Origin of the sequence: Cutibacterium granulosum, from assembly GCF_900186975.1 — a bacterium.
Lineage (GTDB): Bacteria > Actinomycetota > Actinomycetes > Propionibacteriales > Propionibacteriaceae > Cutibacterium > Cutibacterium granulosum.
Genome location: NZ_LT906441.1, coordinates 2067510 through 2083174, shown reverse-complemented (window position 1 = coordinate 2083174; position 15665 = coordinate 2067510). Strand labels below are relative to the sequence as shown.

Sequence of the window (15665 nt, the reverse complement as noted above, 5' to 3'; positions counted from 1 at the left end):
CTGGAACGGTGTCTAAAGTTGAGTGCGTAAGGCTCAAGAGGGCCGCGAACCAACAGTTCCACATGGAGGAAAAATCATGAACCGCACCTTTGACCCGTTCCACGACATCGACCGTCTCTTCGCCGAGGCTGCTCGGACGCCGGCTTCGGTGGCCATGCCGATGGATCTCTACCGGGACGGGGACAAGTACGTTGCCGCCATCGACCTGCCCGGTGTCGATCCGGCAAGCATCGACATCGACGTTGAGGAGGGCACCCTCACCATTCGTGCCGAGCGTCGCTCCCATGCCGGCGAGGATGCCCAGTGGCTGTCCCGTGAGCGCGCCGTCGGCACCTTTGCCCGTCGTCTCAACCTGGGCAGTGGACTGGCCACCGACCGCATCAGCGCCGACTACTCCGACGGCGTCCTCAGCCTGACGATCCCGGTCGCCGAGGCTGCCAAGCCACGCAAGATCCAGGTGCAGCACGGCACCAGTGGTACCAACGAGATCGCATGATGAAGTAGGAGGACGATCCTGCCCTCGTGGTGACTGAGCCATCGAGGGCACAGATCGTCCGAGGGCAGGAGAGTTCTGTCCCAGAGAGATTCGGGGCCCCCAACCTGTTGGGTCGGGGCCCCGAATCATGTCCTGCTCGGTGTCATGTCCTCTCGGCTCGAGCGGTTCGGTCCAGTCGGGACTCGGCCAGCCGTGTCCGGTCCAGCTCACCTGTTCGTCGTCGATTCGTCAGCCGATTCCGACCGGCTCAGCGACAACCCGACCTGAGCGGCAACCCTCATCGCTACTCGGCGGCAGCCGACTCGAAAGCCTCCGGTGGTGGACAGGTGCACACCAGGTGGCGGTCTCCGTAGGCATTGTCGACCCGCCCCACCGGCGGCCAGTACTTGGCCTGGATACGGGTGATCTGGCCCATGTGCATCCCGGTCGTCGTGCCATGTTCCCGGGTGGCGATCACCCCGGGGTACACCGCGAGTCGACGCGAGTACGGGTGGTCCCATGCATCGACCAGTCGACATGCCGGGTGCGGTGCGTTGACCAGCGGGTTGTCGTCGGCGGGCCACACCCCGGCCTGCACCTTGCGGGCCTCGTCGACGATGGCGAGCATGGCGTCACAGAAGCGATCCACCTCGGCCAGGTCCTCCGACTCGGTCGGCTCGACCATGAGGGTGCCTGCCACCGGGAAACTCATGGTCGGGGCGTGGAAACCGTAGTCGATGAGACGTTTGGCGACGTCGTCCACCGTGATTCCCGTCTCGTGGGTGAGTGAGCGCAGGTCCAGGATGCACTCGTGGGCGACGAGGTCGTTGCTGCCGGTGTAGAGGATCGGCACCGCGTCGCGCAGCCGATGGGCGATGTAGTTGGCGTTGAGCACGGCCTGCCCGGTGGCCTCGCGCAGTCCCTCCAGCCCCATGAGACGGATGTAGGCCCACGAGATGGGCAGTACCGATGCCGAACCGTAGGGGGATGCCGAGACGGCCAGTCCGTCGTGGGTGATCGTCCCACCATCGGCAGTGGGGTGCTGGGTGCGGGTCATCTGCCGGTGGCCGGGCAGGAAGGCTGCCAGGTGGGCCTTGGCAGCCACCGGGCCGACGCCCGGCCCGCCGCCACCATGGGGGATGGCAAAGGTCTTGTGCAGGTTGAGGTGCGAGACGTCACCGCCGATCTCGCCGGGACGCGCCACCCCGAGCAGGGCGTTGAGGTTGGCCCCGTCGATGTAGACCTGGCCGCCGGCCGCGTGCACCATCTCGCAGATCTGGCGCACCCCCGGCTCGTAGACGCCGTGCGTGGAGGGATAGGTGATCATGATCGCGGCGAGCTGGTCACGGTGCTCGTCGATCTTGGCGGCAAGATCGTCCAGATCGACGTTCCCGCCGTCGTCGGAGGCCACGACGACAACCTTCATCCCGGCCAGCGCTGCCGAGGCGGCATTGGTGCCGTGTGCCGAGGAGGGCACCAAGCAGACGTTGCGCTGGCCGTCGCCGCGGGAACGGTGGTAGCCACGAATGGCCTGCAGACCGGCGTACTCTCCCTGGGAACCGGCATTGGGCTGCAGACTCACCGTGTCGTACCCGGTGAGCTGGGCCAGCCAGGTCTCCAACTGGTCGATCATCTGCAGCGTCCCCTCGGCGTCCTCGGCAGGCACGAGCGGGTGCAGACCGGCGAACTGTGGCCAGGAGATGGCTTCCATCTCTATGGCGGCGTTGAGCTTGAGGGTGCACGAACCCAGCGGGATCATGCCACGGTCCAGGGCGAAGTCGCGGTCGGCGAGCCGCTTGAGGTAACGCATCATGGCCGTCTCGGAGCCGAAGCTCGTGAACACCGGGTGGGTGAGGTACTCGGTGGTGCGCACCAAGGACTGCGGCCACCCCGAGCTGGCGCTGTCACCAGAGGAGGTGGTGGAGTCGTTGCCGGTGGCTGGAGCGCAGTCAGATCCACTGGGCAGGCCAGTACCACTCAGCAGACTGGCCAGGGCGGCGATGTCGTCGTCGGTCACGGTCTCGTCCAGCGAGATGCCCAGTGTGTCGTCGTCAACGAGGTCCAGGGTGAACCCCGCTTCGCGACAACGGCTCCACAGCTCACCGGCTCGTGTCGGCACATTGACCCGGATGGTGTCGAAAAAGGCTGCCGTGGTGACGGTGAGGCCGCCTGCTCGCAGGGCGTCGGCCAGTCGGACCGTGCGCCCGTGCACCTCGGTGGCGATCCGACGCAGCCCGGCTGGGCCATGCCAGACGGCGTACATGCCGGCCATGACGGCAAGCAGCACCTGGGCGGTGCAGATGTTGGAGGTGGCACGGTCGCGTCGGATGTGCTGCTCGCGGGTCTGCAGGGCCAGCCGATAGGCCGGGTTGCCGTCCGTATCGACCGAGGTGCCCACCAGACGACCGGGAATCTGACGTTCCAGGCCCTTGCGCACGGCCATGAAACCGGCGCTCGGACCACCGAACCCCATCGGTACCCCGAACCGTTGCGAGGAACCGATGGCGACATCAGCTCCCAGATCACCCGGAGCACTCACCACGGCCAGGCTCAACAGGTCACACTCGGCCACGGCAATGCCCTTGGCCTGCCTGACGGCGGCGAAGACCTCCGAGGGATCCCACAACTCGCCGGTGGCATCGGGGTAGGCAGCGAGCGCCCCGAAGCAGCCGACCTCGACGGCTGGCTGCCACTGGGAACGGTCACGCAGGTCGACGGCGACGATGTCGATGCCCAGGCTGGTGGCGCGGCCAGCCATGACCTCACGCACCTGATCGAAGATCTCGCTGTGGACCAGGAAACGATTCGTCTTGTTCCGGCTGGCTCGACGTGCCAGTAGCATCGCCTCGGCGGCGGCCGTGGCCTCGTCGAGCAGGGAGGAGTTCGCCACCGGAAGGGCAGTGAGGTCCGCGATCATCTGTTGGAAGACGATGAGCGCCTCCAGCCGTCCCTGGGAGATCTCGGCCTGGTAGGGGGTGTACGAGGTGTACCAGGTTGGATTCTCCAGGATGTTGCGACGGATCACCGCAGGGGTGATCGTGCCGTGATAGCCGCGCCCGATGAGAGCCTTGGTGAGGTGGTTGTGCGAGGCCATCCGACGTAGTTCGGCAGCCACAGACTGTTCGTCGGCAGCCGGCGGGATCGACGGGGTCTCCACCGGCACCAGGATGGTGCTCGGTGCTGCCCGGGCGATCAGGTCGTCAAGGTTGTCGGCACCGACGGCCTTGAGCATGGCCGCCTGGTCCCGGCCGACGACACCGAGGTGCCGTGAGACGAAGTCGTGTGTCGGACGGGACGATTCGGAGTCAGACATGTTTTTCCTCACTTCAGCGTGCAGCCCCAAGGATGTGCGTGAACTCAGGCTTCCCTGGTGAGCTCGTCGTAGGCGGTCTTGTCGAGCAGGCCGTCCGGAATCTCGGTGACCTTCACCTTGAACAGCCAGGCTGCGCCGAACGGATCGGAGTTGACGAGTTCGGGGGAGTCGACGATCTCCTCGTTGGTCTCGGTGACCGAACCGGGTACTGGGCAGAACAGGTCGGAGACCGACTTGGTGGACTCCACCTCGCCGACGACGCCGTTCGCCTCGACCTCGGTGCCCACCTCGGGCAGGTCGACGTAGACGACGTCGCCCAGGGCCTGTGCGGCATAGGTGGTGATGCCGACGGTGGCGATGTCACCGTCCACGGCGACCCACTCGTGGTCCTTGGAGTAGCGAAGATCGGTCAGTTCCATGATGTTCTCCTCTGGATGGGAAAGGTGTGGTTCGAGAAAGGTGTGGTCCGGTGGGATGCTCACCACCCCTGAAGGTACCGGACCAGATCTGACACTGCTGGGTCAATCCCTGCTACCCGATCAGGTTGACGTCTCATCAGCTCCTGAGATCCTGTCAGGTGTGAGCCCCATCGGGGCTGGGACCTCATCGGGATCGTGTGTAGAACGGAAGATCGACGACCGTCATGGGCAGCGGTTTGCCCCGCACATCTGCATTGAGCTCGGTGCCGACCTCTGCCTGACTCGCCTCGACGTAGGCCAGGGCGATGGGGTGGCCAAGAGTGGGGGAGAGGATCCCGGAGGTCACGATGCCCACCTCGGTGCCTGCGGCGTCCTTGACGGCGTACCCCGCACGAGCAGCACGGCGCCCCTCACCTGCCAGACCGACAAGCACGCGGTCACCGGACTCGTCTCGGGCCTCCAGGGCGGAACGTCCGACGAAGTCGCTCTCCTTCTTGAAGCTCACGACCCTGCCGAGCCCTGCCTGGGAGGGGAAGGTCTGCGTGGTGAGCTCATGGCCGTACAGTGGCATCCCGGCCTCCAGGCGCAGGGTGTCGCGGCAGGCCAGACCACACGGCACGACGCCCTCGCCGCCAGCGTTCTGCAGGCTGGTCCACAGGGCTTCGGCCTGTGCATTTGGCACGTAGAGCTCGAATCCGTCCTCCCCGGTGTAGCCGGTACGGGCCACCATGATCGCGGCACCCTGCCACGTGCCGGTGAGCACCCGGTAGTACCTGAGGTCACGGACCTCGTCCGGGGCGAGGCTGGTGTCTGCCCGGCCCAGCGTCCGGAGCAGGATCTCGGCCGATGCCGGCCCCTGCAGGGCGATGAGGGCAGTGCTGGCCGACTCGTCGGTGACGGTGACGTCGAATCCGCTGCAGCGTTCGGTGATGGCAGCCAGGTCGGTGGTGACATTGGCGGCATTGGGGATGACGACGTACTCGTCGTCGGCAACGTGATAGGTGACGAGGTCGTCTGCGATGGTGCCCTGCTCGGTGAGGAGCAGGGAGTACTTGGCGCGCCCCATGCTCACGCTGGAGAGCTTGCCGGCCAAGGCGTGGTCCAAGGCCTCACCAGCCTGCGGACCGGCAACCCGGACCTCTCCCATGTGCGACAGGTCGAAGAGTCCCGCGCTGGTGCGCACTGCTCGGTGCTCGGCGAGGTCTGATGTGTAGCGCACTGGCATTCGCCAGCCAGCGAAATTGGTGAAGCTGGCACCGAGCTTCTCGTGCAGCCCCTCCAACGGGGTGCACAGCAACTGTTCTGCAGCCATGGATCCTCCTCATGGTGTCGCTCGTCCTTGGCAAGGGACGATGGGATGCTGTGTCGGGTCTCTCCGCCATGGAGTTCGTCCGGGCATGAGTATGCCATGACAGTCCTTGTGCATGGGCACATGTGGCGAGAGAGCCCCGACGAGGCACCGGTGGTTCCATCACGTGAAAGACGGAACTACACTTGGAGCACTGAGCCAAGGCTCGCCCCTCACCGGGTGAGCGCAGGAATTGGCATCAATGGGTCAAGGCCGTCCCCCCAGGAGGTTCGACGTGGCACTGTCAGCAGAGGAACGCAGGCGTCTCGCCGAGCTCGAGAAGTCACTGGCCCAGGACGATCCGACGTTCACACAGCACTTTCAGAGTGAATCGCGCATCCAGCGCAGGTCATCGCGCAGCAGGTCGCGACGGCGCAGCGCACACCCGGCAGTTCGAGTGGGCGGTGTGCTCGTCGGTCTGACCCTGCTCGTCATCGGGGTCGCCGTGCCGTTCGCCTCGAAGATCACTGGTCCAGTGGTGAGCGTTGCCGGGTTCGTCGTCATGTTCGTGTGCGTCCTGTGGGGCTCTGGTCTGGACGTGGACAGAGACTCTGGACATGCCGGCACCACGACCTCCCGATCTCGCAGGGGGAATGGATCGGACGGCCGAAGCGGGCAAGGAAAACCTGGCAAGCCGGTCAAGGGATCCTTCACACGGCGTATGGAGGATCGCTGGCAGCGCCGTTCCCACGGCGAGCTGTGAACCTCCACGCCGGTCTCACGGCGAACTGTGAACGAACCCCCGTGACTGTGGCAAGTCCCGTGGCGTGAGTCCTGGAGTCTGACCCCTGGCCCCAGGGTCACCCGCCGCAGGTGCGTACCGACCCGGTGCCGCACAGGTCTGGGTCCTGGCTCCGGAGGAGCTCACCCAGCAAACCATGAGGCTCACTCGGCAGGGGTGAGCTCCCGGCTGACGTGTCCCGTGGTCCGGGCACGGACAAGGACGAATTCCCGGACAGCTCACACCGGGGCCTCGGGTGGGATGCTCGTGGCGTGGCCGACGGCGCGCAGGGACCGAGGCCTCGCATCCGGAAAACTTGGGTGGGTCGAGTACCGTGGCAGGTGGCCGGTGCGGGTCACACCACCTGACTCACCTGTGGCGGCCTCGGACGAGGGAGGCTGGCATCCACACCGCCAGCCAGTGTGGCCGGCGACTCGGCTGCTGGGCCAGAGCGTCGCGTACGGTCTCGACGTCGTCGACGACCTTGTCCCGGTCCCGTTCATCGAGGTCGATCGACGGGGCGTACCGGGCCCGCTCGTCCAGCAGACACAGCCGTTCCAGTGCGCCACGAGCCTGCTCGGGCAGTTCACCGGTCATCTCTAGGCACTGCTGACGACTCGTGGCGTGGGCCAACGGCAGGCCGTGGTCGATCCAGCATGCCTGCACCTCCTGCCAGGCACCGCGGGCGAACGCGTCGGGGGTGTCGCGATGCAGACGCCATCGACGCACCACCATGCGCGTGAGCATCGGCACGCACAGCAGCACCATGACGACCAGGATCCAGACGATCACGGTCCATGGCACGCCACTGCCGTGATCGCTGTCGTGGCTCGTGGCGTCCGGGGAGGGAGCAGGGGAGGCCTGGGACGGGGCCGAGGTCGAGGTCGAGGGTGACCTGTTCGCCTCGGGGCTCTGCGGAGCGGCCGAGGGGGCGGCACGTCTGGGATTCTCCACCGTCCAGGCGGGAGGTTGGGCCACTGCAGCAGTGGGCTCGAAGCGCACCCACCCATAGTTCTGGAAGTACAGCTCTGGCCAGGCATGCATCTGCGATGCCTTGACGAGCCGCTGTGATCCGTTCTGTGAACCGGGCAGGAATCCCACCGACACTCGAGAGGGAATCCCTTCGATGCGTGCCATGAGAGCCATGGCGGAGGCGAAGTGGATGCAGTATCCCGAGTGAGTGTCGGTGAGGAAATTCGTGAGCACATTGTAGCCGGTGCCCGGTGGTGCCGTCGTGGAGTAGTGGAATCGCCGGGTGTCCCGCAGCCAGGCCTGGATCGCCGTGGCCTGGGCGACTGCGTTCTTCCTGGATCCAGTGATCGAGTGGGTGAGCGAGATGATCTGTTCGGGTACGTCGTCGGGCAGTGCGTACAGATCGGGATCATCGGGTGTGCCGGCTGCCGTCTTCTCGAAGGTGAACGCGTCCGGCTCGGGTTCGGTGGCCTGCACCGAGTAGTTGAGTCCTCGGGTGGCCTCTGCCCGGTTGGTTGCCGTGGAGACGATCGCCAAGGTCTGTGGATCCCACGACCATGTGTTGGTGCCGACGCTGCTGGACAGGGGGGCGTATGGCGCTGGGAGGTACTCCGAGTCGAGGTGACGGATGGTGACGTCGATCTTGTGGGTGCTGCTCGGGCCAGTGAGTCCCGGAACCGACTGGGGCTGTTCCTTGGTGAGGTCGGTGGGGTTGAGATGCCATCCGCTGGCATCAAGCTTCGTCAGTGAGGCGATGCGCAGATATTCCCCGTCCTTGGCCTGGGAGGTGTAGCTCAGTACGGGTGCGGACGAGGGGTCGTTGAGGTTCTTCTGCAGGTCCAGGGTGGGATCCGTCAACTGGATCGGTCCCTCGCCGTGCGGGCGGGGCGTGACGATCTCGACATGACCGAAGGTGGGTAACGCCGAACCGATGACCAGGGACAGGGCCAGTGCCGGAATGGCAAAGACCGTTCCCATGCCGGCAAGTGCTCCCGAGGCTCCGCGCAGTCGAGCCGTGGGAGCGGAGTCGTGGGTGACATTGCGGGTCCACTGCCTGCTGTCGATCAGTTGATCGGCAAGAAGGATGAGCAGGTAGGCGCTGGCCATGGCCACGAAGGTCCACCACGGCGCGTCCCGGGTGTCCGTGATCGCCGGAATGAGGTACATCGACAGCAAGGCGGCGAGCGACCATGCGGCGTTCGCGAGGCTGATGACGAGCAGATCGGCCAGCACGCTCACCAACCCGATGACGACGGTGAGGATCCAGCGCACCCCCGGATCGGGAGGCAGGGGAGCAGGTGAGACGCGCAGTACCGTACTGGTGTGGATGAACAGTTCCTTGAGCGCTGGCAGCCAGGCTCCTGCGATGCCCAGGGATCGTGTCGCCGACAACCCGGCCCCGTAGCTCATCGCCAGCACACCCAACAGTTGCCACAGGTGGATGACACCGGCAGGTGTGTTGAATCGGCGGGACACGGCGGAGATGGCTTCCACGATGATCGTGACTGCTGCCATGACGACCCACAGGAGTGCGTCGTCGATGATGGGGAGGAAGCACAGGGAGCCGAGCATGATCGCCACACAGATGACGATGGGCATGACGACGACGCGTGTCCGCGTCGCGGAATTGGATGTGGTGGAGCGATCCGTCATCGGGCGTCCTCCTGGGGATCGAAGGTCGACCAGGTCTGGGAAATGCTGCTGCGGTTGGTGGCACGAACCACTCGCCACCCGTGAGCCTCCAACTGGGTCACGGCCTTCTCGTGCTCATCGGCCTCCTCGGCCGTGCACCGGAATCGGCGGGCGGTGAAGGAGTCGGTGTCCATGACGATGGCCAGGGCCAGCGGACGGCCCACTCGTACCCGGGTGAGACGCTCCACGTCGTCCAAGGTGAGACGCGCCAGGATCGCGATGATCGTCTCGCTGGAGTCTCCGCCACTGATGCTGGTGATGCCACCGTCCAGGGTGCTCGAGCCCGAGACCTGCACCATGGTGAGGGCAGTCAGTGAGTTCTGGCGTGCCGTGACGACCGATCCTCCCGTGGTGGTCAGCAGTGGCTGGTCGGCATCACACAGCCGTACTCGGTATCCCGCAGAGATCATGTGATCGGCGATGGAGGCCCCAGCCGACACCATCCACTCGAAGGAGGCCTTCGGACCGCTGCCGGTATGGCGTGCGGCACGTGAGTCCAGCAGCAGAGCGATGGAGGGGTCCCAGGCCTGTTCCTCGCGACGCACCATGAGATTGTCATGGCGGGCACTGGAGCGCCAGTGCACACGGCGTAGGTCGTCCCCCTGGCGGTACTCACGCACCAGGATGTCATCCTGGCCCTGGGCACCGACCTTGCGGGGGGTGGAGGACCCCGACCTGCCGGCTCCGGCCAGTGAGTTGAGCGGGGCGAGGGGATGCACCTTGGGGGTGACCATGAGGTGGTTGACGGTGCGGAAGGAATGGTCGGCGTAGGCCGTCCGGAACGGGTCGCAGGTGCGCACCAGCAGAGGCCCCACGCCGTAGTAGCCGCGAGCCTGCCCCTCCAGCCAGTACTGGACGGTACGCCGCCAGCTTGCCGACAGGGTGTGGATGGCGAATCGGGGCGCGTCGCCCAGGGCGCGCGGAGTGGTTTCCTCGAATCGCAGGATCCCCACTGGCAGCCCAGCCCTGCGCACCAAGGTCGTCGTCACCTCGGCACGTTCGTCGATGGCGATCGTTGCCGGTTCGATACGACGCTGACAGCTCATGTGCAGCTGGGTGGCGGCGACCAGCACCATTCCGAGCACGGGAAGGAGCACCAACAACATCCCGACCCATGCCAGGTCCGGCTGCCCCATCCCCAACGATGCGATGGTGATGACGACGCCGCTGACGAGGAAGACCCAGCCTCGCGTCGTGACGCTGAAGGGGATGCCCGATGGGTCGGAGGGTGTGCGTGATGGGATCCGTCCCACGACGTCAGGCCTGTTCTGGGACGGGGGTGGAGGTGAGGATCTGCGAGACGATGTCCACCGGGCTGATCCCGTCCAGCTGGGCTCGGGTGGACGGCAGCAGACGGTGTGCCAGCACCGGGATGGCCATGGCCTGCACGTCGTCGGGGATGACGTAGTCGCGCCCGGCCAGGGCTGCCTTGGCCCGCGCCGTGCGGATGAGGTGCAGGCTGGCACGGGGGGAGGCGCCCAGTCGTACGGCATCGTGGGAGCGGGTCGCCGCCACGATGTTGACGAGGTAGTCCTTGACGACATCGGCCACGTAGACGGAGCCCACGACATCGATGAGCTCGGTGATCCTCTCACCGTGGGTCACCGGGTACAGCTCGTCCAGCGGATTGTGTGCACCGTGGCGCTCCAACATCTCCAACTCGGAGTCACGCGACGGGTAGCCCATGGTGATGCGCGTCATGAAGCGGTCGCGCTGCGCCTCGGGGAGCGGATAGGTGCCCTCCATCTCGATGGGGTTCTGGGTGGCGACAACCATGAAGGGGCGCCTCAGCTCGTGGGTGACGCCATCGGCGGACACCTGGCGCTCGGCCATGGCCTCCAGCAGGGCGGACTGGGTCTTGGGTGAGGCACGGTTGATCTCGTCGGCCACGACGACGTTGGCGAAGATCCCCCCGGGCTTGAACTCGAACTCGCGGGTCTGCTGGTTGAACACGGACACGCCGGTGATGTCGGCGGGCAGCAGGTCGGGAGTGAACTGCATCCGGTGCACGGTGCAGTCGATCGAGCGTCCCAGGGCGCGTGCCAGCATCGTCTTGCCCACTCCGGGGACATCCTCCAGCAGCAGGTGGCCGCCGGCCAGCAGGGTCACCAGAGCGGTCTCGATCTGTTCGGTCTTTCCATCAATGACGCTGGAAATTGCGGCCGTGACGTCATCCATCACGGTCACGAGGTCCTGCACCGACTCGGTCACTGTCCTTCTCCTCTTCCGGCACGTCCGACCACCAGATCCTACCCGCGCTCCGGGATGCGTCCACCTGTGTCTGATTTCTTCTCCCATCTGGACGGGGGATAGGTGAAAGTGGTGCGTAGTGGAGTATGGTGGAGGCAAGTGGAGCGAACTGGCGCGATCGTGAGCAAGGAGGTGCCCGGTGTTCCTGGGTACGTACACTCCCAAGCTCGACGAGAAGGGTCGGTTCTTCCTGCCGGCGAAGTTCCGGGAAGAGCTGGATGAGGGCCTGGTCATCACCCGTGGCCAGGAGCACTGCCTCGCGGTGTACCCCATGTCTACCTTCGTGGAGATGACCCGAGAGATCGCCAAGGGGTCGGTCAGCGTGAAGAAGGTTCGTGACTACCAGCGCATGCTGGCGGCCGGGGCCAGCGACACTGCTGCCGACAAGCAGGGACGAGTGATGGTTCCACCCATGCTTCGGCGCTACGCCGGGCTGGGAAAGGAGATCGTCATCGTCGGTGCGATCACCCGAATCGAGATCTGGGACGCCGCCAGGTGGGAGGAGTACTCCACTGCTCAGGAGGCTGATTTCGCTCAGATGAACGAGGAGGTCTTTGCCGACGAGTGAGCCCTCACCATCGCGGTGGGGTCGAACCGACGGTGCGGTGTTCGAGTCGCGGGCAGTGGCTCCGGGCTGACGGACTGGTTCTGACGCATCTTCCCCTGCGTCAGAGTCACTGCAGGCCGGAACCTCCGTTCACGACTCGCATGGCCGTGCTGGCGTCGTCCACCGTGGCTCGACGACAGGGGTGGGGGCTCGGTGACAGGGGTGGATCGAGTGTGACGGGCTGAAGGATCGTGTTGACGGGCCGGAGCGAGTGACAGGGAGGACGACGATGAGTGGTCAGGCAGACCCCAGTCTCGACAGCAGTACCAGTCCTGACGTCGTCGCCGGCTCCGACCCACGCGCTGCCGTACGTCCGCACACCCCCGAGGCATGCGCCACGCCCTCCAGCCCAGATCCAAGTACCGGCGTGGACCACGCAGTCACCGGGAGCGTCGGCAACGACATCGATCCAGCGCAACTGCACGTCTCCGTCATGAGGGATCGCATCGTCGAGCTGCTCTCCACCTCCCTCCACCGTGCCGAGCAGGGCTATCTGGCCGGAGACCGGAGCCGCCCGGTGCATGTCGACGGGACCCTGGGCATGGGCGGTCATGCCGAGGCCATCCTGGCCAGCTGTCCGCACACCGTCCTGGTCGGCATCGACCGCGACACCCAGGCCCTGGACCTGGCCCGACGCCGATTGGAACGTTTCGGTGAGCGTGTCACACTCGTCCATGCCGTCCACGACGAGCTTGCCGAGGTGCTCGACGACCTCGGCCACCCCAACGCCGACTCGATCCTGCTCGATCTCGGGCTGTCCAGCCTGCAGATCGACCGGACCGAGCGCGGATTCGCCTACTCGGTCGACGCGCCACTCGACATGCGCATGGACCAGAGCGACGGGCCGACTGCAGCCGAGCTCCTCAACACCGCGGATGCGGACGAGCTCACCCGGATCCTGCGTGGGTGGGGTCAGGAGAAGTTCACCGATCGGATCGTCCGGGCCATCGTCGCTGCCCGTGCCGCAGAGCCCATCACCACATCCGGTCAGCTCGTGAGGATCATCACCGAGGCCATTCCCGTGGCTGCTCGTCATCAGGGTGGGCACCCAGCCAAACGGACCTTCCAGGCCCTGCGCATCGCCGTCAATCACGAGATGGCCACCTTGGACCGAGTCATTCCCGAGGCCCTGGAACGACTTGCGGTGGGGGGACGTTTCGCCGTGCTCGCGTACCACTCCCTGGAGGATCGCCCGGTCAAGGACGCCTTCCGCTCGGCAGCCAGCGACTCCGCCCCGCCAGGTCTGCCCATCGTCCCGGAATCCATGCAACCCAGATTCACCCTCGTCACCCGCGGCGCCGAACGCCCCGACGAGGACGAGCTTGCCTGCAACCCCCGATCTGCCTCCGCACGCCTGCGCGTCATCGAAAGGACCAAGCCAGCATGAGCGCCGAGTACGCCCCCACGCCGTCCCGGCAGCGCTCCGGACCGGTTCGAATCCTGCGTGGACTGCCGCAGACAGCTGCTCGCACCTCCACCCTGCCGTTCATCGTTGCCATGGCCGTCATCCTGGCCGTGGGAATCGTTGCCGCCCTGGTGCTCAACACCCAGATCCAGGACCAGTCGGTGCGTATCAGCCAGCAGAACACCCGGATCGCCGAACTGTCCCACCAGGAGTCGGCACTGTCGGCACAGGTGGATCGACTGCGCTCCCCGGCCCACTTGCAGGTTGCAGCACAAGAGCTGGGCATGGTCCCGAACCCGTATCCTGTCTTCGTGGATCTGCGTAGCGGGAAGATCGTGGGGAAGGCCACCCCAGTCGTGGGTGACGAGGTGCCAGGCGTCACTGGTTCGTCCAGGCAGGCCAAACTCGTCGTCCCCGATGCCAAGTCGGGTTCGGGAGCTGCTCAGCGGTGAACCAGCGACCAGGCACTGCCGGACATCACAGGCGTGGCCCTCGTCGCGAACCGGCGAGACCCACGTCACGTCGAGGGAATCCGCGTTCCACGTCTCGTGACTCCACCTCTGAGCCGGGAGTCATCCATCGGTTCTTCCACGAGGGCAGACCAGGCGGCCAACGAGGTCGTCTGGTCATCACCCTGGCCATCCTCCTGCTGAGCTTTGCGATCTTCATCGGACGTGCGGTGTATCTGCAGGCGATCCAGGCGCCCAAGATGGCTCAGCGTGCTGCCGACCGCATGCGCTACACCCACGACCTGCTGCCCGACCGGGGTGCCATCACCGACCGCAATGGTTCTGCCCTGGCCAGGTCGGAGTCGGCCGTGCTCGTCTTCGTCGATCCGCAGATGATCAGCAGGAACGGTGTGGACGAGCGGGCCGAGATGAGTCGCTCCCAACAGGCCAAGGCAGCTGCCGCCCCCAAGGCCGTCGCCAAGATCCTCGCCAAGCACCTGGGTGGGTACCCGGAGGACTATCGGGAGGCACTCACCAAGAAAGACAAGTCAGGCAGACTCAGCCGATACTCCATCGTCAAGCACCAGGTGCCCAGCTACACCTTCGACCAGATCAAGGCCGAGATGAAGGACGGCGGCTGGTACGGCGTCTTCTCCTCCAACGACCCGGTACGCAGCTACCCCTCGGGAACCTTGGCCGCCAGCCTCATCGGATTCGTCAACACGGAAGGGCGTGGGTCTGCAGGCCTGGAGTACTCCCTCGACAAGAAGCTCACCGGAACCAAGGGCAAGGAGTCCTACGAGGCCTCCACCTACGGACGCATCCCGCTGGGCCACGAGACGCTCATCCCGGCCACAAATGGCAATTCCTACACCCTCACCCTCGACGCCCAGCTGCAGCTGTCGGTGCAGAACGCCCTGGAGGCGCAGATGCATGCCAGCAAGGCAGAATCGGGGCAGGCCATCGTCATGGACGTCAAGACCGGTGAGGTGCTGGCCATGGCATCGGCCCCCGGATTCGACCCCAAGGATTACGGCAGGGCCAAGGCCAACCAGTTGCGCAACCATGCCATTGCCGACAACTACGAGCCCGGATCGGTGCAGAAGGTCATCACCATGGCAGCCCTGGCCGACCAGGGAATCGTCAATGCCGACACCCATGTCGTCGTGCCCAGGACGCTCCCCTCAGGTGGTTCGCACATCAAAGACGCCTTCGACCACGACACGCTGCACCTCACTGCCCGCGGGGTCATCGCGAAGTCGTCCAACATCGGCACCACCCTCCTCACCCGGCAGACCGACAAGTCCACCCTCACGAAGTACCTCCAGGCCTTCAACCTGGGCAAGCCCACCGGAATCGAGTTGCCGGGGGAAGCCACCGGCTCGATTCCTCCCGCCTCGATGGCCGATTACACCCGTGACCAGGTGTCCTTCGGTCAGGGCATGTCGGTCACCTCGATACAGGAGGCTGCCGCCGTGGCCGCCGTCGTCAATGGCGGGGTCTACCATCAGCCGCGAATTCTCAAGTCTGGGGTGGACGGCAACGGCGAGACCGTCGAGATTCCCACCGGGAAGGCTCATCGAGTGATCTCCCGGCAGGCCTCGTCCACCGTCATGGACATGATGGAGTCGGTTGTCACCCTGGCACCGGACCGACAGGTGCCCGGCTACCGGACGGCAGGCAAGACGGGTACCGCCGAACGCATCGACCCGTCGTGTCACTGCTACCGGGGATACACTGCCTCCTACGTCACCGTGGGGCCGGTCGAGGACCCCCGTATTCTCACCTACGTCGTCATCAACAATCCCAGCAAGGGGAGCCACCAGGGATCCGGCATCGCCCTGCCCGTGGGCCGTCAGATCATGTCGGTGGCCCTGCCTCAGTTCGGGGTGCCTCCGTCCAGGACCAAGGCACCCAAGAAACCTTTGGAGTACACGCCGTGAACGATTCAGTCCTTCTGCGTCCCGAGGAGCCCATCCAGCTGGCATGGTCAGACCTGCTGGCGGCAGTGGGC

12 protein-coding genes are annotated in these 15665 nt (G+C 65.6%); 6 read left to right on the top strand and 6 right to left on the bottom strand.

The annotated features are described in order from the left end of the window. The first annotated feature begins 76 nt into the window (after nt 1-76). Nucleotides 77-496, top strand: coding sequence for an Hsp20/alpha crystallin family protein (locus CKV91_RS08915; RefSeq protein WP_021105719.1), 420 nt, complete (start codon nt 77-79; stop codon nt 494-496). A 283-nt stretch (nt 497-779) separates the two neighbouring features. Here the strand turns inward: CKV91_RS08915 and gcvP are convergent, their stop codons facing one another. The 3 genes from gcvP to gcvT form a co-directional block, all read right to left on the bottom strand. After that, nucleotides 780-3788 carry an aminomethyl-transferring glycine dehydrogenase gene (gcvP, locus tag CKV91_RS08910; RefSeq protein WP_021105718.1) on the bottom strand — a complete coding sequence of 1003 codons (3009 nt, stop codon included), beginning with the start codon at nt 3786-3788 and terminating at the stop codon, nt 780-782. A 44-nt stretch (nt 3789-3832) separates the two neighbouring features. Then, nucleotides 3833-4207 (bottom strand): glycine cleavage system protein GcvH, encoded by a 375-nt coding sequence (gene gcvH / locus CKV91_RS08905; RefSeq protein WP_021105717.1) that lies wholly within the window; start codon nt 4205-4207, stop codon nt 3833-3835. Between the two features lie 184 nt (nt 4208-4391). Continuing rightward, nucleotides 4392-5519 (bottom strand): glycine cleavage system aminomethyltransferase GcvT, encoded by a 1128-nt coding sequence (gene gcvT, locus CKV91_RS08900; protein WP_021104300.1) that lies wholly within the window; start codon nt 5517-5519, stop codon nt 4392-4394. 271 nt (nt 5520-5790) lie between these two features. Here gcvT and CKV91_RS08895 point away from each other — a divergent pair, with 271 nt between their 5' ends. Continuing rightward, the gene (locus tag CKV91_RS08895; protein ID WP_065860468.1) at nt 5791-6258 is read left to right on the top strand and encodes a DUF3040 domain-containing protein; all 468 of its coding nucleotides are present in this window, start codon (nt 5791-5793) and stop codon (nt 6256-6258) included. A gap of 387 nt (nt 6259-6645) precedes the next feature. On the opposite strand, the gene CKV91_RS08890 is transcribed toward CKV91_RS08895, so the two are convergent. From CKV91_RS08890 to CKV91_RS08880, 3 genes are read right to left on the bottom strand one after another with little or no spacing between them, the layout of a single operon-like run. Further along, nucleotides 6646-8901 carry a transglutaminase TgpA family protein gene (locus tag CKV91_RS08890; RefSeq protein WP_095141029.1) on the bottom strand — a complete coding sequence of 752 codons (2256 nt, stop codon included), beginning with the start codon at nt 8899-8901 and terminating at the stop codon, nt 6646-6648. Then, nucleotides 8898-10193 (bottom strand): DUF58 domain-containing protein, encoded by a 1296-nt coding sequence (locus CKV91_RS08885; protein ID WP_065860469.1) that lies wholly within the window; start codon nt 10191-10193, stop codon nt 8898-8900. The genes CKV91_RS08890 and CKV91_RS08885 overlap by 4 nt, the downstream gene beginning before the upstream one ends. A 4-nt stretch (nt 10194-10197) precedes the next feature. Beyond that, complete coding sequence (locus CKV91_RS08880; RefSeq protein ID WP_036903176.1) at nt 10198-11118, bottom strand: AAA family ATPase; 921 nt, start codon at nt 11116-11118, stop codon at nt 10198-10200. Between the two features lie 211 nt (nt 11119-11329). Between CKV91_RS08880 and mraZ the strand changes: the two genes are divergently transcribed. The 4 genes from mraZ to CKV91_RS08860 all read left to right on the top strand — a co-directional run bounded on the left by mraZ (nt 11330) and on the right by CKV91_RS08860 (nt 15594). Next, a complete protein-coding gene (gene mraZ, locus CKV91_RS08875; RefSeq protein WP_023034219.1) occupies nt 11330-11758 on the top strand; it encodes a division/cell wall cluster transcriptional repressor MraZ in 429 nt (142 codons plus the stop codon). A 472-nt stretch (nt 11759-12230) separates the two neighbouring features. Beyond that, entirely contained in the window at nt 12231-13184 is a 954-nt protein-coding gene (rsmH, locus tag CKV91_RS08870) for a 16S rRNA (cytosine(1402)-N(4))-methyltransferase RsmH (RefSeq protein WP_231933865.1), read from the top strand. Next, nucleotides 13181-13654, top strand: a complete 474-nt coding sequence (gene ftsL / locus CKV91_RS08865) for a cell division protein FtsL (protein WP_065860470.1) — start codon at nt 13181-13183, stop codon at nt 13652-13654. The genes rsmH and ftsL overlap by 4 nt, the downstream gene beginning before the upstream one ends. 122 nt (nt 13655-13776) lie before the next feature. Then, complete coding sequence (locus CKV91_RS08860; RefSeq protein ID WP_065860590.1) at nt 13777-15594, top strand: peptidoglycan D,D-transpeptidase FtsI family protein; 1818 nt, start codon at nt 13777-13779, stop codon at nt 15592-15594. The last annotated feature ends 71 nt before the right edge of the window (nt 15595-15665 follow it).

Bases quoted from the DNA above. Each gene is read 5' to 3' on its own strand.
- ftsL (WP_065860470.1), top strand. From the start codon at position 13,181: ATGAGCGCCGAGTACGCCCCCACGCCGTCCCGGCAGCGCTCCGGACCG.
- CKV91_RS08915 (WP_021105719.1), top strand. From the start codon at position 77: ATGAACCGCACCTTTGACCCGTTCCACGACATCGACCGTCTCTTCGCC.
- CKV91_RS08890 (WP_095141029.1), bottom strand. From the start codon at position 8,901: ATGACGGATCGCTCCACCACATCCAATTCCGCGACGCGGACACGCGTC.
- rsmH (WP_231933865.1), top strand. From the start codon at position 12,231: ATGAGGGATCGCATCGTCGAGCTGCTCTCCACCTCCCTCCACCGTGCC.
- CKV91_RS08880 (WP_036903176.1), bottom strand. From the start codon at position 11,118: ATGGATGACGTCACGGCCGCAATTTCCAGCGTCATTGATGGAAAGACC.
- gcvT (WP_021104300.1), bottom strand. From the start codon at position 5,519: ATGGCTGCAGAACAGTTGCTGTGCACCCCGTTGGAGGGGCTGCACGAG.
- gcvP (WP_021105718.1), bottom strand. From the start codon at position 3,788: ATGTCTGACTCCGAATCGTCCCGTCCGACACACGACTTCGTCTCACGG.
- gcvH (WP_021105717.1), bottom strand. From the start codon at position 4,207: ATGGAACTGACCGATCTTCGCTACTCCAAGGACCACGAGTGGGTCGCC.